Source organism: Enterococcus sp. LJL90, assembly GCF_056924355.1.
In genome coordinates, this window is the sequence record NZ_JBXPBQ010000001.1 from 1,037,168 (window position 1) to 1,053,753 (window position 16,586).

The 16,586-nt window shown below is 37.9% G+C and carries 18 protein-coding genes; 15 read left to right on the forward strand and 3 right to left on the reverse strand.

The features are described from left to right. Positions 1-25 precede the first annotated feature (25 nt). The 12 genes from AC1Z3S_RS04785 (at position 26) to AC1Z3S_RS04840 (ending at position 11,495) form a co-directional block, all read left to right on the forward strand. On the forward strand, positions 26-343 hold the full coding sequence (locus AC1Z3S_RS04785) for a PTS lactose/cellobiose transporter subunit IIA (RefSeq protein WP_461739391.1): 318 nt from the start codon (positions 26-28) through the stop codon (positions 341-343). A gap of 31 nt (positions 344-374) precedes the next feature. Next, a complete protein-coding gene (locus AC1Z3S_RS04790) occupies positions 375-2,069 on the forward strand; it encodes a lactose/cellobiose PTS transporter subunit IIB (protein WP_461739392.1) in 1,695 nt (564 codons plus the stop codon). 16 nt (positions 2,070-2,085) lie between these two features. Next, positions 2,086-3,492, forward strand: coding sequence for a 6-phospho-beta-galactosidase (lacG, locus tag AC1Z3S_RS04795; protein ID WP_461739393.1), 1,407 nt, complete (start codon positions 2,086-2,088; stop codon positions 3,490-3,492). 113 nt (positions 3,493-3,605) lie between these two features. Next, positions 3,606-4,382: a DeoR/GlpR family DNA-binding transcription regulator gene (locus AC1Z3S_RS04800; RefSeq protein WP_461739394.1), complete on the forward strand. Its 777-nt coding sequence runs from the start codon at positions 3,606-3,608 to the stop codon at positions 4,380-4,382. A 34-nt stretch (positions 4,383-4,416) separates the two neighbouring features. After that, positions 4,417-4,845 carry a galactose-6-phosphate isomerase subunit LacA gene (gene lacA / locus AC1Z3S_RS04805; protein ID WP_461735526.1) on the forward strand — a complete coding sequence of 143 codons (429 nt, stop codon included), beginning with the start codon at positions 4,417-4,419 and terminating at the stop codon, positions 4,843-4,845. Between the two features lie 14 nt (positions 4,846-4,859). Next, entirely contained in the window at positions 4,860-5,375 is a 516-nt protein-coding gene (gene lacB / locus AC1Z3S_RS04810) for a galactose-6-phosphate isomerase subunit LacB (RefSeq protein WP_461739395.1), read from the forward strand. 17 nt (positions 5,376-5,392) lie between these two features. After that, entirely contained in the window at positions 5,393-6,322 is a 930-nt protein-coding gene (lacC, locus tag AC1Z3S_RS04815; RefSeq protein ID WP_461739396.1) for a tagatose-6-phosphate kinase, read from the forward strand. A 17-nt stretch (positions 6,323-6,339) separates the two neighbouring features. After that, on the forward strand, positions 6,340-7,311 hold the full coding sequence (gene lacD, locus AC1Z3S_RS04820) for a tagatose-bisphosphate aldolase (RefSeq protein WP_461739397.1): 972 nt from the start codon (positions 6,340-6,342) through the stop codon (positions 7,309-7,311). A gap of 96 nt (positions 7,312-7,407) precedes the next feature. Then, on the forward strand, positions 7,408-8,244 hold the full coding sequence (locus tag AC1Z3S_RS04825; RefSeq protein ID WP_461739428.1) for a Cof-type HAD-IIB family hydrolase: 837 nt from the start codon (positions 7,408-7,410) through the stop codon (positions 8,242-8,244). 359 nt (positions 8,245-8,603) lie between these two features. Further along, positions 8,604-9,056: a GNAT family N-acetyltransferase gene (locus AC1Z3S_RS04830; protein WP_461739398.1), complete on the forward strand. Its 453-nt coding sequence runs from the start codon at positions 8,604-8,606 to the stop codon at positions 9,054-9,056. 113 nt (positions 9,057-9,169) lie between these two features. Continuing rightward, the gene (locus AC1Z3S_RS04835) at positions 9,170-9,562 is read left to right on the forward strand and encodes a VOC family protein (RefSeq protein WP_461739399.1); all 393 of its coding nucleotides are present in this window, start codon (positions 9,170-9,172) and stop codon (positions 9,560-9,562) included. A gap of 916 nt (positions 9,563-10,478) precedes the next feature. Next, positions 10,479-11,495 carry a linear amide C-N hydrolase gene (locus AC1Z3S_RS04840; RefSeq protein ID WP_461739400.1) on the forward strand — a complete coding sequence of 339 codons (1,017 nt, stop codon included), beginning with the start codon at positions 10,479-10,481 and terminating at the stop codon, positions 11,493-11,495. 128 nt (positions 11,496-11,623) lie between these two features. Here AC1Z3S_RS04840 and AC1Z3S_RS04845 read toward each other — a convergent pair whose 3' ends face one another. Further along, positions 11,624-11,938, reverse strand: a complete 315-nt coding sequence (locus AC1Z3S_RS04845; protein WP_461739401.1) for a MazG nucleotide pyrophosphohydrolase domain-containing protein — start codon at positions 11,936-11,938, stop codon at positions 11,624-11,626. A 71-nt stretch (positions 11,939-12,009) separates the two neighbouring features. Between AC1Z3S_RS04845 and AC1Z3S_RS04850 the strand changes: the two genes are divergently transcribed. From AC1Z3S_RS04850 to AC1Z3S_RS04860, 3 genes are all read left to right on the forward strand, one after another. Next, positions 12,010-12,570, forward strand: coding sequence for an LOG family protein (locus AC1Z3S_RS04850; RefSeq protein ID WP_461739402.1), 561 nt, complete (start codon positions 12,010-12,012; stop codon positions 12,568-12,570). Between the two features lie 447 nt (positions 12,571-13,017). After that, on the forward strand, positions 13,018-14,016 hold the full coding sequence (locus AC1Z3S_RS04855) for an effector binding domain-containing protein (protein WP_461739403.1): 999 nt from the start codon (positions 13,018-13,020) through the stop codon (positions 14,014-14,016). Positions 14,017-14,249: 233 nt separating this feature from the next. Further along, positions 14,250-14,873, forward strand: a complete 624-nt coding sequence (locus AC1Z3S_RS04860; RefSeq protein ID WP_461739404.1) for a DUF6796 family protein — start codon at positions 14,250-14,252, stop codon at positions 14,871-14,873. Positions 14,874-15,150: 277 nt separating this feature from the next. Here the strand turns inward: AC1Z3S_RS04860 and AC1Z3S_RS04865 are convergent, their stop codons facing one another. Both AC1Z3S_RS04865 and AC1Z3S_RS04870 read right to left on the reverse strand, forming a co-directional pair. Continuing rightward, positions 15,151-15,768 carry a helix-turn-helix domain-containing protein gene (locus tag AC1Z3S_RS04865; protein ID WP_461739405.1) on the reverse strand — a complete coding sequence of 206 codons (618 nt, stop codon included), beginning with the start codon at positions 15,766-15,768 and terminating at the stop codon, positions 15,151-15,153. 332 nt (positions 15,769-16,100) lie between these two features. Beyond that, complete coding sequence (locus AC1Z3S_RS04870; RefSeq protein ID WP_461739406.1) at positions 16,101-16,505, reverse strand: VOC family protein; 405 nt, start codon at positions 16,503-16,505, stop codon at positions 16,101-16,103. Between the last annotated feature and the right edge of the window lie 81 nt (positions 16,506-16,586).

Genomic DNA, 16,586 nt, shown 5'->3' on the forward strand with positions numbered 1-16,586 from the left:
TTGTCATATACAGGAGGAAATCAGGATGAATAAAGAAGAAGTAGCAATGTTAGGATTTGAAATCGTGGCCTATTCAGGGGATGCCCGGTCAAAATTATTGAATCTATTGAAGGAAGTTCGTGGTGGAAATAGTGAAAACGTGACAGAGGTGATGGCAAAAGTCGATGAATTGCTGAAACAGGCTCATGAATCACAAACCCAAATGTTAGCGCTTGAATCAGGAGGGGAAGAGGTGGAGCTTGGCTTTATTTTCGTCCATGGACAAGATCATCTAATGACGACTTTACTACTGCGGGATATCATTTTCGACATGATTGAATTGTATCAACGGACAGAGTCATAAAAAGAGGCGAAGAAATTAAGGAGGGACAAATATGAATAAGTTAGTTGCACAAATTGAAAAATGGAAACCCTTTTTTGAGAAGGTTTCCAAAAATAATTACTTAAGCGGTATTAAAAATGGGTTTATCGCCTGTATGCCAATTGTCGTATTTTCTAGTATTTTTCTTTTGATTGCCTATGTACCTAATATTTTTAATTTTTACTGGTCAGAATCAATGGAAGCCATTCTTCTAAAACCATATAATTTTACGATGGGCTTTCTATCCGTTGGAGTGGCGGCAACAACCGCCAAGGCTGTAACGGAAAACTTTAATCGGGATATGCCGAAAACCAATCAAATCAGCACAGTTGCCACGATGCTGGCGGCTATCTGTGGAATTTTATTGTTAGCCACCGATCCATTAGACGGTGGGATTTCCACCAGTTACCTTGGCTCAAGTGGGTTATTGGCAGCATTTGTTGTGGCCTTTGTTACCTGTATTGTGTATCGTTTTTGTGTAAAACGCAATATTACTATCCGTTTGCCTGAAGAAGTGCCACCGAATATTTCTCAAGCATTTAAAGATATTATTCCTTTTGGATTTTCCATCATCATCTTTTGGTTGTTCGATTTAGTGTTTAGAAATCTAACCGGTGTCAATTTTGCACAAGGGGTTATTCAATTTTTCCAACCTTTATTTACCGCAGCAGACGGTTGGGTTGGTTTGGCGGTAATTTACGGTGCGATGGCCTTCTTCTGGTTTATCGGAATTCATGGTCCGTCGATTGTTGAGCCTGCTGTTTCGGCAATTTACTATGTCAACATTGCCGCCAATATTTCCGCATTTCAAGCCGGTGGTCAAGCCACTGATTTGTTAACACCGGGTTTACAATACTTTGTAGCTACTTTAGGTGGTACAGGTGCTACCTTTGTTGTACCATTTATGTTTATTTTCCTAGCCAAGTCCAAGGCGAATAAAGCCGTTGGGAAGGCGGCTGTCGTGCCGACTTCCTTTGGGGTCAATGAACCGATTCTTTTCGGGGGCCCGTTGGTGTTAAACCCAGTATTCTTCGTGCCATTTATTTTAGCGCCAATTGCAAACGTCTGGTTGTTCAAAGCCTTTGTTGATTTTTTAGGTATGAACAGTTTCTTGTATGTTTTGCCATGGACATTCCCTGGACCAATCGGATTAGTGATGGGAACAGGCTTCAGTCCAATGTCCTTTGTTCTCGCTGTAGTCTTGATAGTCGTCGATGTCTTAATCTATTATCCATTCTTTAAGGCTTATGACCAGGAAAAATACGAAGAAGAACTGAAAAATGAAGATTTGGAAGTTATTGCAGGAGCAGGTAGCGTAGCTGTTGCCGCTGGCGATTTAATGGAAGCCATTGATGAATTGCCAACAGAAGATGACAAAGAGGTTTCTGTTTTAGTCGTTTGTGCCGGTGGCGGTACTAGTGGTCTCTTAGCCAATGCTTTAAATAAAGGTGCAAAAGAACATCATGCCGCGGTAACTGAGGCTGCCACTTCTTGGGGTGTTCACCAAGATATGCTCCCAGATTATGATTTAGTCGTCTTAGCACCGCAAGTTGCAACAAATTTACCTGAATTGAAGAAGGAAACTGATCCGTTAAACATTGAAGCAATTGCTACAGAAGGGGCTGAGTATATCGCTTTGACTCGAGATCCTGAAAAAGCATTGAATTTTGTTTCAAAAATTATCAAGGAAAGAAAAACCAAAAATTAAATTGGAGGAAAGATAAATGAAATTAAGCTTACCGAAAGAATTCGTCTTTGGTGGTGCAACAGCAGCATATCAAGTAGAAGGCTCTACTAAAGTTGATGGCAAAGGGCAAGTTTGTTGGGATGTTTTGTTGGAAAAAGATGGCCGCTTTTCACCAGATCCGGCTAGTGATTTTTATAATCGCTACGCTGAAGATTTGCAGTTGTCCTCTGAGTTTGGTGTGGATGCGATTCGCATTTCCATCGCCTGGTCACGGATTTTTCCAGAAGGTACTGGCGCGGTAAATCCAAAGGGAGTCGCCTTCTATCACAATTTGATTGATGAATGTTTAAAGCAAGGTGTCGAACCTTATGTGACGCTGCACCACTTTGATACACCTTTACCACTGCATACTGGCGGCGATTGGTTAAGCCGCAAGACGATTGATGCATTTGTAGATTATGCTAATTTTTGTTTTGCTGAATATGGCGATAAGGTAAAAAAATGGATTACGATTAACGAGCCGGCTTCAACAGCTCAAGCCGCATACATCATGGGAAGTTTTCCGCCGAATATCAAATATGATATTCCTAAAGCGGTTCAGGCAATGCACAATCAGATGGTGGCTCATGCCAGAGTGGTCAATGCTTTTAAAGAGCAAGATTACAATGGCGAAATCGGTATCGTTCATATCTTAGAATCTTATTACCCTGCTGATGATGCAGTGGAAAACGTGGCCGCAGCCAATAGCGGCAATGTCCTTTTTAATCAATTTATGCTGGATGCCTTATACAAAGGCTTCTACGATAACGACACTTTATTAGTGGTGAATGATGTCCTAGCTAAAAATAATGGAACTTTAGAAGTGACAGCAGAGGATTTATCCGCATTGGCAAAGGCTGCTAAATATAATGACTTCCTTGGCTTGAACTATTATCAAAGCCACTTTGTGAAACCATATGAAGGGGAAAGCTATATTCACCATAATGGAACTGGTGAAAAAGGAACAGCTGTATCTCGAATTAAAAGTGTCGCTGAACGAACCTATAATGCAGAGATTCCTCGCACAGATTGGGATTGGGTCATTTATCCTAAAGGCCTGTATGACATGTTAGTCTATATCAAAAATCGTTATGCAAACTACAAAGCCATTTATATTACTGAAAATGGCTTAGGCTATAAAGATCAAGTTGTTGATGGCAAAGTCGATGATCAGCCGCGGATTGATTATGTAGCTCAACATTTAGCAGCTGTCCAAAAAGCTATTGAGGTCGGCGTAAACGTAAAAGGGTACTTTATCTGGTCGTTGCAGGATATGTTCTCTTGGACGAATGGTTACAATAAACGCTATGGCCTTTTCTATGTTGACTTTGAAACGCAAGAAAGAATTCCGAAAGCAAGTGCTGCTTGGTGGAAAGAACTTTCAAATGAAACCAAAATGAAATAGGATTAAGCCGGGATAGGCAAGCAAAAGCCTATCCCCTCACTTTCCCTTCTGGTGTTCTTTAATGTTGATAGATGTTTGAATTTGTTCTATCATAATCTTGAGGAGTGATGAAGATGTTGAAGAGTGAACGCCAAAAGGCAATTGTAGATTTAACAAATCAGTTTGGGGCCATTTCTGTGAAGTCTATCCAAGAGGAACTAAAAGTTTCTGATATGACAATTAGACGAGACTTAACAGAGCTGGAACATGGCAAAAAATTAGTTCGTGTTCATGGTGGCGCCCAGAGTGTGACCTATGGAGAAGTCAATGAGTCAGGAACAGACCATCATGAACTCTCCCATCTGGAAAAGAAAAATCTCCGCAGTGAAGAAAAACATTACATCGCAAAGAAAGCAGCGCAACTAATTGATAGCCCCGATGAAACGATTTTTTTAGGACCTGGGACGACGATTGAGTTGATGACTGAGTATTTAAATCACGCTAGTTTAAGAATTGTCACAAATAGTTTACCGGTTTTCAATCTGCTAAAGGATAAAGAAGGATATGAGCTGTATCTAATTGGTGGCAGCTATCGTAAGAGAACTGGAGCTTTTGTCGGTCTAGCAGCTAATGAAATGATTCAAAAAATCGGCATCACTAAAGCCTTTATCGGTGTCAATGGTATTGATCAGCAATTTGTTTCCACCTTTAATGTTGAAGAAGGCGAGATTCAAAAGTTGGCTCTGGATAAAGCCGCCCAGAAAATTTTGGTGGCGGATGCCAACAAATTTGATTACAGCGATTTTTATAATTTTTATGACTTGAATCAAATCGACATGCTCTTTACGGACTATACGATTTCAGCTGATGTGAAAAAGCGGTATCAGGCTTATACGACAATTATCAACTAAGCTACTTCAAATGAAGGTTAATGGAGGAACGAACATGAAAGTAATCATTGGTTCAGACCAAGCAGGAATTAAATTAAAAAATTTTATTAAAGAAGACTTAGAGTCAGCTGGTTTTGAAGTTGTTGATGTTAGTTTAACGCCGGCTGCTGATTTTGTAGAATCAACAGTAGCAATTGCACAGGCAGTCAATCAGGAAGAAGACGCTCTAGGTGTCGCTTTTGATGCATATGGCGCAGGTAGCTTTATGGCTGCTACCAAAATCAAAGGCATGGTGGCGGCTGAAGTATCAGATGAACGCTCAGCTTATATGACGCGGGAACACAATAATGCCCGCATGATTACTTTAGGAGCGGAAATTGTCGGTGAAGGATTAGCGAGAAACATCGTTAGAGAATTTTTACAGGCCCATTATGATGGTGGTCGCCATCAAATCAGAGTTGATATGTTAAATAAAATGGCGTAGAGGAGACGAGATACATGAAAATTGCGATTGGTTGCGATCATATTGTGACAGACACGAAAATTGCTGTAGCAGATTTTCTAAAAGCAAAAGGTTATGAGGTTTTGGATATGGGGACTTACGATTTTACGCGGACCCACTATCCAATCTATGGTAAAAAAGTTGGTGAGGCAGTTGTCAACGGAGAAGCCGACCTTGGCGTCTGTATTTGCGGAACAGGTGTAGGGATTAACAATGCTGTTAATAAAGTTCCGGGAATCCGCAGTGCGCTAGTCAGAGATATGTCTACTGCCGTTTATGCTAAGGAAGAGCTAAATGCAAATGTGATTGGTTTTGGCGGGAAAATTACGGGCGAATTTTTAATCTGTGACATCATTGAGGCTTTTATCAAGGCGGACTACCATGAAACTGAAGAGAACAAAAAATTAATAGCTAAAATCGACCACGTTGAACAAGCTAGTCCCGACCAATTTAATAGTGATTTCTTTAATGAATTTCTTGAAAAATGGGACCGTGGTGAATACCACGATTAAAGAAAAGAGGGTGCTAAATGATTGTCACTGTTACCATGAATCCTTCAATTGATATCTCATATCAATTGAATCTGCAACTCGATACTGTTAACCGAGCATTTGTGACGCATAAAACCCCTGGTGGTAAAGGCCTCAATGTGACACGAGTTTTAAAAGATGCTGGCGTTGAAGTTGCAGCTACAGGGCTATTAGGGGGCTTTCTAGGTGACAAAATTCGTAGTGAGCTGAAGCTAGCTGGCATCAGGGAAGAGTTCTCTGAAATCTCTGGAGAAACCCGCAACTGTATTGCGATTTTGCATGAAGATCAACAGACGGAAATTTTAGAAGCCGGGCCCACAGTATCTGCGAATGAAGGGACAGCTTTCTTAGAAAAATTTCAAAAACTTACACAAACTGCTGATATAGTCACTATTTCCGGAAGCTTGCCCCTTGGTTTAGAGCCTGACTTTTATGTCGAAATGTTGGCAATTGCCAACCAGACAAATACTCCCGTATTGTTTGATAGCTCAGGCGCTTCCCTGCGAGCAGTTTTAGAGGGGCAACACAAACCCTTTTTAATTAAGCCAAATCGTGAGGAACTAGCTCAACTTTTTTCTAGAGATGTTTCAGGAGATTTAGCGGAACTAAAAAATCTTTTAAACCTGCCGATTTTCAATGGCGTTGAATGGATTGTGGTATCCCTAGGTGCAAACGGCGCTTTTGCCAAACATGGTGAAAATTTTTATCAAGTTAGTATACCTAAAATTCCCGTTGTTAATCCGGTTGGCTCGGGAGATGCAACAATTGCTGGTTTAGCTGCCGCTATTGAGAAATCTGCAGGCGACGAAGCAATCTTGAAGCAAGGCAATGCTTTTGGCATGTTAAATGCTATGGAAAGCGCAACAGGCAAGATTCAGCTGACAAATTATCAGAGCCTATATGAAAAAATAAAAGTCATTAAAGTTTAAATTGGAGGAATCAAGAGATGGTTTTAACAGAGGGAAAAAATGCCTACGTCAAACAGTTAAGTGATGAAAAAGGCATAATCAGTGCTCTAGCTATCGATCAGCGGGGAGCTTTAAAAAAGATGATTTCAAAATACAAAGCAACTGGAGCAGAGGACCAAGATATTGTTGATTTCAAAAAAATCGTCTCAGCTGAGTTAACACCTTTTGCCTCAGCAATTTTACTAGATCCAGAATATGGCTTGCCAGCGGCAGCTGTTCGTGATTCAAAGGCGGGCTTACTTTTAGCCTATGAAAAAACTGGTTATGATGCGACTACACCAGGTCGCTTGCCGGATAGTTTGTCTACATGGTCAGTCAAGCGTTTAAAAGAAGCTGGTGGAGATGCATGCAAATTCTTACTTTATTATGATATTGATGAGCCAGCAGAAATCAATGAACAAAAGAAAGCCTATATGGAAAGAATTGGTTCAGAGTGTAGTGCGGAGGATATCCCCTTTTTCTTAGAGGTTGTGTCCTATGATGCGCAGATTCCTGATGCAACTTCCAAAGAATATGCATTAGTGAAGCCGCGAAAAGTTATTGAGGCGATGAAGGAATTCAGCCACCCTCGATACGGAGTGGATGTATTAAAGGTAGAAGTGCCAGTTAATATGAATTTTGTTGAGGGCTTTTCTGACGAAGCTGTCTATTCTCAAAAAGAAGCTCAGCAATACTTTAAAGAACAAAGCGCAGCGACCGATTTGCCGTTTATCTTTTTAAGTGCTGGTGTGTCGGCAGAACTTTTCCAAGAAACTTTAAAATTTGCCAAAGCTGCTGACTCGACATTTAACGGCGTCTTATGCGGAAGAGCTACCTGGGCTGACGGAGTGGAGCAATTTGTCGTTGGTGGTGAAGCAGCGGCCAAGGACTGGATGCAAACACAAGGTAAAAAGAATATTGAATCCCTCAATCAAGTCCTACAAGAAACTGCAACACCCATTAAGATGTAGGCTAAATCTGGTTTCTATGTAGATAGATTTGTTTTCAGGAATACTTAAGCTGACAATTTAATGAAAACAAAGAGGAGAATCAGGATGGAGGATACTATGCCTAAAGTAATTTTTATCGATGTGGATGGGACTCTGGTAGATTATGAAAATCACTTACCGGCTTCTGCGGTAACTGCAATTCGCCAAGCACGAAGTCGTGGACATTTTGTTTACATTTGTACAGGGCGAAGTAAAGCAGAGATTTACGATGAGATTTTAGATATTGGTTTTGATGGTATTATCGGTGCCAATGGGGCTTATATTGAAAGCCAAGAGGAAGTTATTTTCCAACAAACCTTGGCTCCAGCAGATTCTTTGGCGATTGTTGATTGGCTGCAAAAAAGAGGACTCGAATTTTATTTAGAATGTACCGAAGGCTTATTTGCTAGTCGTAATTTTGCAAAACGAGGACAGCCAGTTATGCAGGAGTATAGCCGGCGCAAAGGGAAACAAGGTGTCCAACAAATCACGGTCAAAGATATTTTTCCAGAAATGATTTTTGAGGCAGACTTAAGCCGAAGAGATGTAAATAAAATCAGTTTTATTCTCGAAAGTTATCAAGACTACCTAGATGCCGCTGCTGACTTCCCCCATTTAAAGGCTGGAACATGGGGTGGAAAAGGTGAAGTTGCTCTATTTGGTGATTTGGGCAATCAAGATATTGACAAAGCCTTTGGTGTTGATTTAATTTTGCAGCATCTGTCCCTTGAACGAAAAAACACATTTGCTTTTGGTGACGCGAAAGTCGATATTCCAATGCTAGAATATTGTGAAGTTGGGGTTGCCATGGCTAGCGGCGGACCGGAAATTAAAGAAATGGCTGACTTTATCACAGACAGTGTCGACGAAGACGGATTATATAATGCTTTTAAACACTTTGATTTGATTGAGTAAGTTCTATTTGCGACTATTTTCAATATGAAATAAGGTATCACAAATTTAAGTAACACTATAAAATAGCAACCTCCTACAAGATGACTAACCAAAGCCAATTTGTAGGAGTTTTTTTGCATGATTAAAAAACTCGCTAGGAATTTCCCAGAAGCCGGATTTAGCAAATTAATAATCAAAAAGCTAAGGAAACAGAAATAAATTCCCTTGATATATAGAAAATACTCGTGGAATTTATTGCTTATGAAGAGTCCATTTAGAGAAAATTTTGAAAGTTTGCTATCATTTATAGAAGATGGGCAAATTTCTAATTGTGAGTGTTTAAAAGAACAGTCCTCTATATAAATTGTGAGGGAAAAATAATGCAGATTGATATTTATAATGAAATTACGGATAAGGCAGAACTAATCAACCTTGTTGTAAGACTTGCTGATTTTCCGTTGCCTAGTAGAGTGAACAAGGAAAAATTTATTCTAAAACAAGTCAATATGATGGAAGAAGACTTAAAAAATAAATCCGGCCAAATTTTGACAATCAAAGATGGGAAGAAATTGTTGGGTTTTATTCAGCTTCAAGCAGAAGTTGATTGGATTAGTGGCGAGGAATATGGGTATATTTCGCGGCTGGTAGTCAGTAAAGAGGCAGAAGGCCAAGGCTTAGGCCAGAAACTAATAAGTTTGACAGAAAAATGGGCTATGGAGAATGAGTATAAGGCAATTGGACTAAACGTGTTTTTGCAAAACACCAAGGCTGTTACTTTTTATGAAAAGCTTGGCTATCAAACGAAAACTATTAAGATGATGAAGGGTTTATAAGTAGTGAATCAAATCATCTAAAATAACAGAAAAAAGTTTACTGAGTTAAAAGTTCGCAAGAATAGTAAGATGCTGCAAAAAAAGCTTAAAAATATTTCCACGAGGTGAGTCAGATGATCAATCACATTGAAATTTACGTGAGCAATTTAGAAAAATCGAAAAAATTTTATAGCTTTCTGTTGTCAGAGCTGGGCTATCAGCTCTTTCAAGAGTGGCCTGATGGCTTTAGTTATAAAATGGACAGTTTATATATTGTCTTTGTACAGGCTGAAAAAGAGTTTGTGGAAAAGGGCTATCACAGAAAAAATATTGGTCTAAATCACTTGGCTTTTTCCTTGGCTAGCCCGCAGGCAGTGGATGAACTGCGGCAAAAACTGCTTTTAGCAGGCAGCAATGAATTATATGCAGAGCGCTATCCATATGCTGAAAGCAAAGATTATTATGCAGCCTTTTTTGAAGAGCCAGATCGCATAAAAATCGAACTGGTAGTCAATAGTGATAGTTAAGCAGCAACTTAAATTTGATGAGCCTATTTAGATGGTCAGCTAATTTTAGATTGTTAACAAAATGCAGGACAATCTAACAACCCAATTTAATTTCCCAACTGAACACCTCTAACTTTGGATTTTTTAGCAAAGAAAAAGCCAGTTTTTAAAACAGCTAACAACAGATTTCACAGATTCACAATATTTTTTCAATCTTTTACAATAGGAAAGACATAGAAGCTTCACATCTGCAGGCTATTATTAACTCATCCCAATAAAACAAACCCAATAAAACACTTTTTCATTTTTTACTCCTAAACCCGCCAGTCCCCGCTGGCGGGTTCCCTTTTGTCCTGAGAAAAAATACTTTTTTGTCAGGTACACCGGGACGTATACAGTTCAACTAGGAGTGAGCGGAAAAATTGTTTAGGCGTTGCTGAAAGTTGAACTAGCATCCTAAACCCGCCAGTCCCCGCTGACGGGTTCCCTTTTGTCCTGAGAAAAAATACTTTTTTGTCAGGTACACCGGGACGTATACAGTTCAACTAGGAGTGAGCGGAAAAATTGTTTAGGCGTTGTTGAAAGTTGAACTAGCATCCTAAACCCGCCAGTCCCCGCTGGCGGGTTCCCTTTTGTCCTGAGAAAAAATACTTTTTTGTCAGGTACACCGGGACGTAAACAGTTCAACTAGGAGTGAGCGGAAAAATTGTTTAGGCGTTGCTGAAAGTTGAACTAGCATCCTAGCCCATCGGTCCCGTTGATGGGCTCCTTTAATGTAAATAACCTAATAGTATTTGTCATTTTTACATTAAATTTTTGTCTAATAAATAATGTTACTTCATATAAAAGCTAGTATGGTCTCAATATATGGTTTTATAAATTAACTAATGATGGAGTATAATAAACAAAAAGAATTTACAATAATGGAGGGGTTTTTATGTGTACAGGTATAAAACTTATTGCCGAAGATGGAAAAATCTTCTTTGGGAGAACGATGGATTTAAATGCAGCGATGTTTGGTGAGGACCCCGGGTTAAATGGGGATGTAAAAGTTGTTGCTTTTCCTAAAAACTACGAGATAGCCAGTCAATTGGATAAATGGGTTAGCAAGTATTCGGTTTTAGGAATTGGCACCAATAATACGACAATTTTATATGACGGCATTAATGAATGCGGTCTAGTTGGGGATACCCAAGTGTTAATTGAAGCTACCAGATGTGAAAAAGACAAGATTCTGGAAAGCGGCAATATCCCAGTTCTAGCAGAAGAATTTGTAACCTATATCTTAACTAATTTCAGTTCAGTTGCAGAAATAAGAAAAGCTTATTCTAATTATACATTGGTTGATCAGGCTTATAATTTTAATGGGATTGAGCTGCAATATCCGTTACATTACTCTTTTGTGGATGAATCCGGTGACGGGATTGTTTTAGAACCCGTGTTAAACGGGCAGTTCAAACAGTATGACTATATCGGTGTGATGACAAACAGCCCTGAATATGATTACCATAAAACCAATATTCGTAATTATATTGGTTTGGAAAATATCAACGTGTCAAAGAAAAATTACAAAAATGATGTGACTTTGAATCCAATTGAAAATGGTACGGGCTTCGGTCTTCTAGGAATGCCCGGTGATTACACTTCACCTTCACGATTTATACGCAGCTTTTACTTTTCAAATATGATTGATTCTTTTGAGTCTGCAAAAGGCCTCACAACTCTCTATGCTATTTTCCGCCCATTTATTATTCCAAGAGGGATTGGCAAACAGAAAGAGACGGATGCCATATCTGATTATACGCGCTATTGGTCCGGTTATGATTTGTCAAACAGAACACTGGTCGTTCAGAGTGCTGAAGGCCTTTGTTTTACAGCAAAGAGCTTAGATGCAACAGGAGAGAACATCACTTATGAGGATATAAATTTGGATAACAATTTTTATTATATATAGACTATAGAAAGATAAAAATGGATGTTAATTTTTACCTAACTGGAAAAAGCCGCTAGCAGAAGTTAGCGGCCAAGAAACCAGCGTGAGTTTAATCCGGAAATAAAACGGTCTATTAAAATAAATAGAAACTATTGATAGCGAGCACTTAATTTTTTTTGATGACTATCCATAATCTCTTCTAAGGAAATTTGATATTTATCCGCGATAATAAATAAATTATCCAAAACATCCCCTAGTTCTTCTGTTAAATTTGCTAAATTTTCCGCATCACTAGTAGCTATTTCATCAGGTCGATCACGGCCGATTTCAATTGTTCGAATTGCCCGACAGATTTCGCCTACCTCTTCCGACAAAAAATTAGAACGGATAAAGGCATTATATTGATACCAATTGCGTTCCTTATAAAATTCGCTAATCCATGCTTGGTATTGGGTAATATTCATGTTGGTTTTCCTTTCAAAGACATTTCTTTAAATGGTATACTAAAAAAATCAGAAAAGAAAGAGGATGGAGCATGAATATTACTGTTTATTGCGGCGCTAGTGTTGGCAACGCCGATATTTATTCCGAAGCTGCAATTCGACTGGGAAAGTGGATTGCCAAAAATCAATACACTTTAATTTTTGGTGGAGGAAAGGCCGGCTTGATGGGAATTATTGCCGATACCGTCCTAGAAAATGGTGAGAAAGTCAAAGGAATTATACCAACATTTTTACAAGAAAGAGAGTTGGCACATCCAAAGCTGACGGATTTGGAAATTGTCGATGATATGGCTACTCGAACCAAAAAAATGATGCAATTGGCGGACGCTTGCATTGCGCTTCCCGGTGGCCCTGGCACATTGGAAGAAATTACCGAAGCAATTTCTTGGTCAAGGGTGGGGCAAAATGATGCACCTTGCATTTTGTTTAATGAAGGTGACTACTATCAACCTTTAGAAAAAATGTACGACGATATGGTCAAGCAAAATTTTTTGAGTTCCAGCGATCGGAGTAAAATTTTGTTTTCTGCTGATTTGACTGAAATTGAACGTTTTATCAAAGATTACCAGCCGCCTCAAACGCGAAAATATTAATTTGAATGATTAAATCAATGGTATTTATTTGGTTTAAGTGCTCTATTTGGTATCTCCTTAGATGAATTGTTGCAATCAATGGAAAATGAATTAGCGAAATCAAAATTCAACTTTTGGACATGGAATTTGCTATTATTCTGTCTACTAACCCGCCAATTTAAAATTTGGCGGGTATTTTGTTATAGAAAAGATTATCATGTATATGTGATGGAAAGAATATAGACGAGAATAGCGAATTTACCCTTAAAAACTATTGCAAAGTAGATTGTATGTTTACATTTTCTATTGTAATTAAATCGGGTAAACAAATACTGTTAAAATCAGCAGATTTCATGAGTATACATACTTATAGGTTTTACCAGATGCGAAACAAACAAGCTATTCTATAGAAAGACTTGACCTTAACGTCGTGGCGTAGTTTATAGTGAAGATAGAAAGGAGACTATCATGGAGTTAAAGACTATCACGCAGGTGTCAATAGACTATGAGATTTCTACAAGAACATTGAGATATTATGAAGAACTAGGCTTAATTCAAAGTCAAAAAGTTCAAGACTATGCTTATCGCATGTATGATAATGAGAATTTAATCATCTTACAGCAAATAATAATTTTTCGAAAGTTGCGCATTCCTTTAAAGGAGATTCAGATTATCCTCCAATCTAAAAACAGTGAGAAAATTTTTCGTATATTGGAACAGGCAATAGCCGGAGTTGACGGTGAGATGGTAGCGTTGAAGACCATCCGCCAAGCTTTAAAAATGATTGTCGACGAGCTAAAAAAAGTTTCTCTTGAGCATTCTGAAATGAATTACCTTGATGATACGCAAGTGCTAAGTATCATTCGAGATATCTCCCCTCAGAATTTGAAAAGAAAGGAGAGTTTAACCATGCATAGCCTTGATGCAGCGAACAAAACGATTGCCAGTATCAATGATTTACGGATTATCTATGTTCCGCCAATGACCGTTTCAGCATTTCAATTAGGGGGCCCAAATAATGAGGAAGCTGTCGGACAAAAAATTCGGGAGTTTATCGTAGAAAATCAATTAAGAAAAAGCAAACCAGATTTTCGATTATTTGGGTTTAATAATCCAGCGGCCGCCGAGAATATTTCCCAAGGATATGAAATGTGGGTTTCTATTCCCGATGATTTGACGGTGAAGCCGCCTTATGTGAAAAAATATTTTCAAGGCGGACTATACGGCGCTAAAATGATTAAGTTTGGTGATTTTCATGAGTGGGCAAATTTATGGCAATGGGTGCTTAGCAATGGACAATATGAGTTTGATTACGCCTCAAGAATAATGCCTTCTTCCAAAGATGCTGATCCAGCAATGGAAGAGACACTTAATGCTATCAATCACATAGAAAAAATAAGCAAAGAAAATTTGCAGCTTGATTTATTAGTGCCGATTTCCGAGAAAAAGAAAGAGGGCCAAGAGTAATTTAAAATACTTTGATAATAATAGTTACCATATTTTTTAGGTTTGCTTATGAGGAATTCGATTGGTTGAATATGAAGAAACTAGCTCCCATTACGGTAATTTTTTGGGAGCTAGTTTTTTTGATTGGATTATTGAGGATTAGTTAGTCTGGTAATTCTGTCGCTAGTGAACTTTAAAGTGAACCAATTTCCTCTGATAATTTTGTTATACTAGACAAAAGGGGGCTGAAATAAATGAACTTAGAAGTTTCATTAGGATTAGGATTACTTGCTTCTCTAATTATGTTTTCCGGCGATATGTTGTTTTATTTTGTTACTACTCCCTATAAATCTGATGGAAGTTTAAATCCTGTGATAGATATCATGACAAAAATTCCTGAGTGGCGCTTAAAGCTAGGAAGCATCCTAGGTCCTGTAGCTGCGTTTATCTATTGCTTTGGTTTTTATCATCTGTTCTTTATTGTTGAATCAGTAAGCAGTAGTCTCGTGTTTATGATTTATGCCACTTATTGCCTTGGGATTATAATTGGTGGTGCTTATCATTCGCAATTTATTTATCTTGGGCTAATTAAAAAACAAGACTCTTCTTTCCAAATGAAAAAAATAGCCTCAACAATCACTCTGATGGGCTCCATTTCAGTTATTTTTATAGGAATCAGCTATTTTGGTCTATTCCTCTTGTTTATGTTTGATAAAACTATTTATCCCAGATTTTTTAGTCTCATTTCACCTGGAATTTTATATCTATTAAACCCCCTGTGGAAATATCTTCCACAACCATTTTTAGTCATATTCTATGGCGGATGGGGAAACCTTATATCCACTATTTACTATGTGGCATTGCTAATCTATGGTTAGTTCCAAAATTTTTAATGCCTTTAGACTTAATATATGAAACCCTAAGTTTATCTACTCAAGACTTAGACTTTCTTTAACAGTTTCGAGATAATTAAATTACACATGGTTATCTATGGGGAAATTTGTTTCATTAATTATCTCTTCCTACAAAGTCCGTAATCTCAGGATTCAACTATTTAGAGCAATGATTTAAGTGCCTTTTTCACAAGCAAATACCCACCAAACGCTCGTCGGCGGGCTAACACTAATTGTCTAATAGACTTTTTATAATTTAAAATCAATTGGAAATTACTACACTTTTTAAAATATTCCCTTCACTATCCGTTACTTGTATCTCATGGATACCTTTAAAATTATCCAGTAAAACTGTTTTAGATTCAATATTTGAGAATGTCCAATCAAGACCTGTGATAATTGATAATCTAGCTACCCCTTCCTCATCTGTCGGTGGAGATTCTATCATATAGCCTCTAACACTTCGGTAGACAGGTAAATCTACATCAAACCTAACAGATTCCTCAGCTAATGTTAGCTGACTAATGTCTTCTGATTTATTAATGGTTGAAATATCTATATTTTGATAAGCAATATAGCCTACCACAAATAGCAGAATGATAACTATGGCCCATAGTGACCTAATTCTTATACTTTGCTTTTTTCTGAGTGAAGTATCTGTAGAAATTTTTTTCACTATATTTTTATCCTCCTTTAAAAATTCATCTAGGGATAAATCAAAAAATTCTGCTATTTGAATAATCATTTGAATATCAGGATAGGTCCTACCGTTTTCCCAACTTGAAATTGTCTTATCAGACACATTCAATTTATCACCTAATTGTTTTTGAGTTAATTTTTTTTCTGTTCGGTAAGCTCTGATTCTTTTGCTAATCTCCAAAATAGTACCTCCTGACTTAATTATGCTTAGTAACTAAATAATAACCTATCTATGAGTTGAATAGTGCGTCAAAAAAGCTCTCTACAAATCATAGAGACCTTTTTACGGCTATTAATATAAGGAATTTTATGTTACTCTTCAAAATCTATATCAGAAATATCCGTTTTTGATACACAAGGAAAAACAAATAATCCACCAAGAATTATCTTGGTGGATAGTAATTTTACTGAGTAGATGAAATCCGTCATTAGTGGACACAGGAGACTAAAAAATTCAATCGATATAGCTAAATTAGCCAGAATCATTCATAAATTTTTTTCTAATACGAATTGTTAGGTAACACTACCAATTTCTATTAAGTTACCTTCAGGATCTGCTACATAAAAATTACGTATGCCAAATGGATAAGTGATTGGAGCACCAGTTGGAAAGTCAACATCTAATTTCGACAAACGATTATATTCCACATCTACATCTTCATAACTCTGTAGCCATAAAGCAAGTTCAAATGTCTGGTTGATTCCTTTTGGTGGGATATAGTTTTGCTCGATAGCCTTAACGAATTGTTCTCTACTATACATAAATAGAGATAAATCACCGCTACCTGTTTCAAACTTAGCAAAGTCTCCACCCTCCCAATCGGTATGAAGTCCTAAGGTATCTCGATAAAATTTGACCATTGTGTCAATGTCACCAACAAGTAACCCTGTTCCTGTTGTAACTTTCTTTCCGTCCAAAATAATTCAGCTCCTTTATCTCTTTTCGCTTATTCCCCCTCAGTATATCATGAAAGCTCTTACCTTTGAGTCCATAAAACC

What these genes read in the sequence shown, in the direction of transcription:
- AC1Z3S_RS04800 (WP_461739394.1), top strand. Translation starts at nt 3,606, where the DNA reads ATGTTGAAGAGTGAACGCCAAAAGGCAATTGTAGATTTAACAAATCAG.
- lacB (WP_461739395.1), top strand. Translation starts at nt 4,860, where the DNA reads ATGAAAATTGCGATTGGTTGCGATCATATTGTGACAGACACGAAAATT.
- AC1Z3S_RS04855 (WP_461739403.1), top strand. Translation starts at nt 13,018, where the DNA reads ATGGAGTTAAAGACTATCACGCAGGTGTCAATAGACTATGAGATTTCT.
- AC1Z3S_RS04840 (WP_461739400.1), top strand. Translation starts at nt 10,479, where the DNA reads ATGTGTACAGGTATAAAACTTATTGCCGAAGATGGAAAAATCTTCTTT.
- lacG (WP_461739393.1), top strand. Translation starts at nt 2,086, where the DNA reads ATGAAATTAAGCTTACCGAAAGAATTCGTCTTTGGTGGTGCAACAGCA.
- AC1Z3S_RS04860 (WP_461739404.1), top strand. Translation starts at nt 14,250, where the DNA reads ATGAACTTAGAAGTTTCATTAGGATTAGGATTACTTGCTTCTCTAATT.
- AC1Z3S_RS04790 (WP_461739392.1), top strand. Translation starts at nt 375, where the DNA reads ATGAATAAGTTAGTTGCACAAATTGAAAAATGGAAACCCTTTTTTGAG.
- AC1Z3S_RS04835 (WP_461739399.1), top strand. Translation starts at nt 9,170, where the DNA reads ATGATCAATCACATTGAAATTTACGTGAGCAATTTAGAAAAATCGAAA.
- lacD (WP_461739397.1), top strand. Translation starts at nt 6,340, where the DNA reads ATGGTTTTAACAGAGGGAAAAAATGCCTACGTCAAACAGTTAAGTGAT.
- AC1Z3S_RS04845 (WP_461739401.1), bottom strand. Translation starts at nt 11,938, where the DNA reads ATGAATATTACCCAATACCAAGCATGGATTAGCGAATTTTATAAGGAA.
- AC1Z3S_RS04830 (WP_461739398.1), top strand. Translation starts at nt 8,604, where the DNA reads ATGCAGATTGATATTTATAATGAAATTACGGATAAGGCAGAACTAATC.
- lacA (WP_461735526.1), top strand. Translation starts at nt 4,417, where the DNA reads ATGAAAGTAATCATTGGTTCAGACCAAGCAGGAATTAAATTAAAAAAT.
- AC1Z3S_RS04825 (WP_461739428.1), top strand. Translation starts at nt 7,408, where the DNA reads ATGCCTAAAGTAATTTTTATCGATGTGGATGGGACTCTGGTAGATTAT.
- lacC (WP_461739396.1), top strand. Translation starts at nt 5,393, where the DNA reads ATGATTGTCACTGTTACCATGAATCCTTCAATTGATATCTCATATCAA.
- AC1Z3S_RS04850 (WP_461739402.1), top strand. Translation starts at nt 12,010, where the DNA reads ATGAATATTACTGTTTATTGCGGCGCTAGTGTTGGCAACGCCGATATT.
- AC1Z3S_RS04785 (WP_461739391.1), top strand. Translation starts at nt 26, where the DNA reads ATGAATAAAGAAGAAGTAGCAATGTTAGGATTTGAAATCGTGGCCTAT.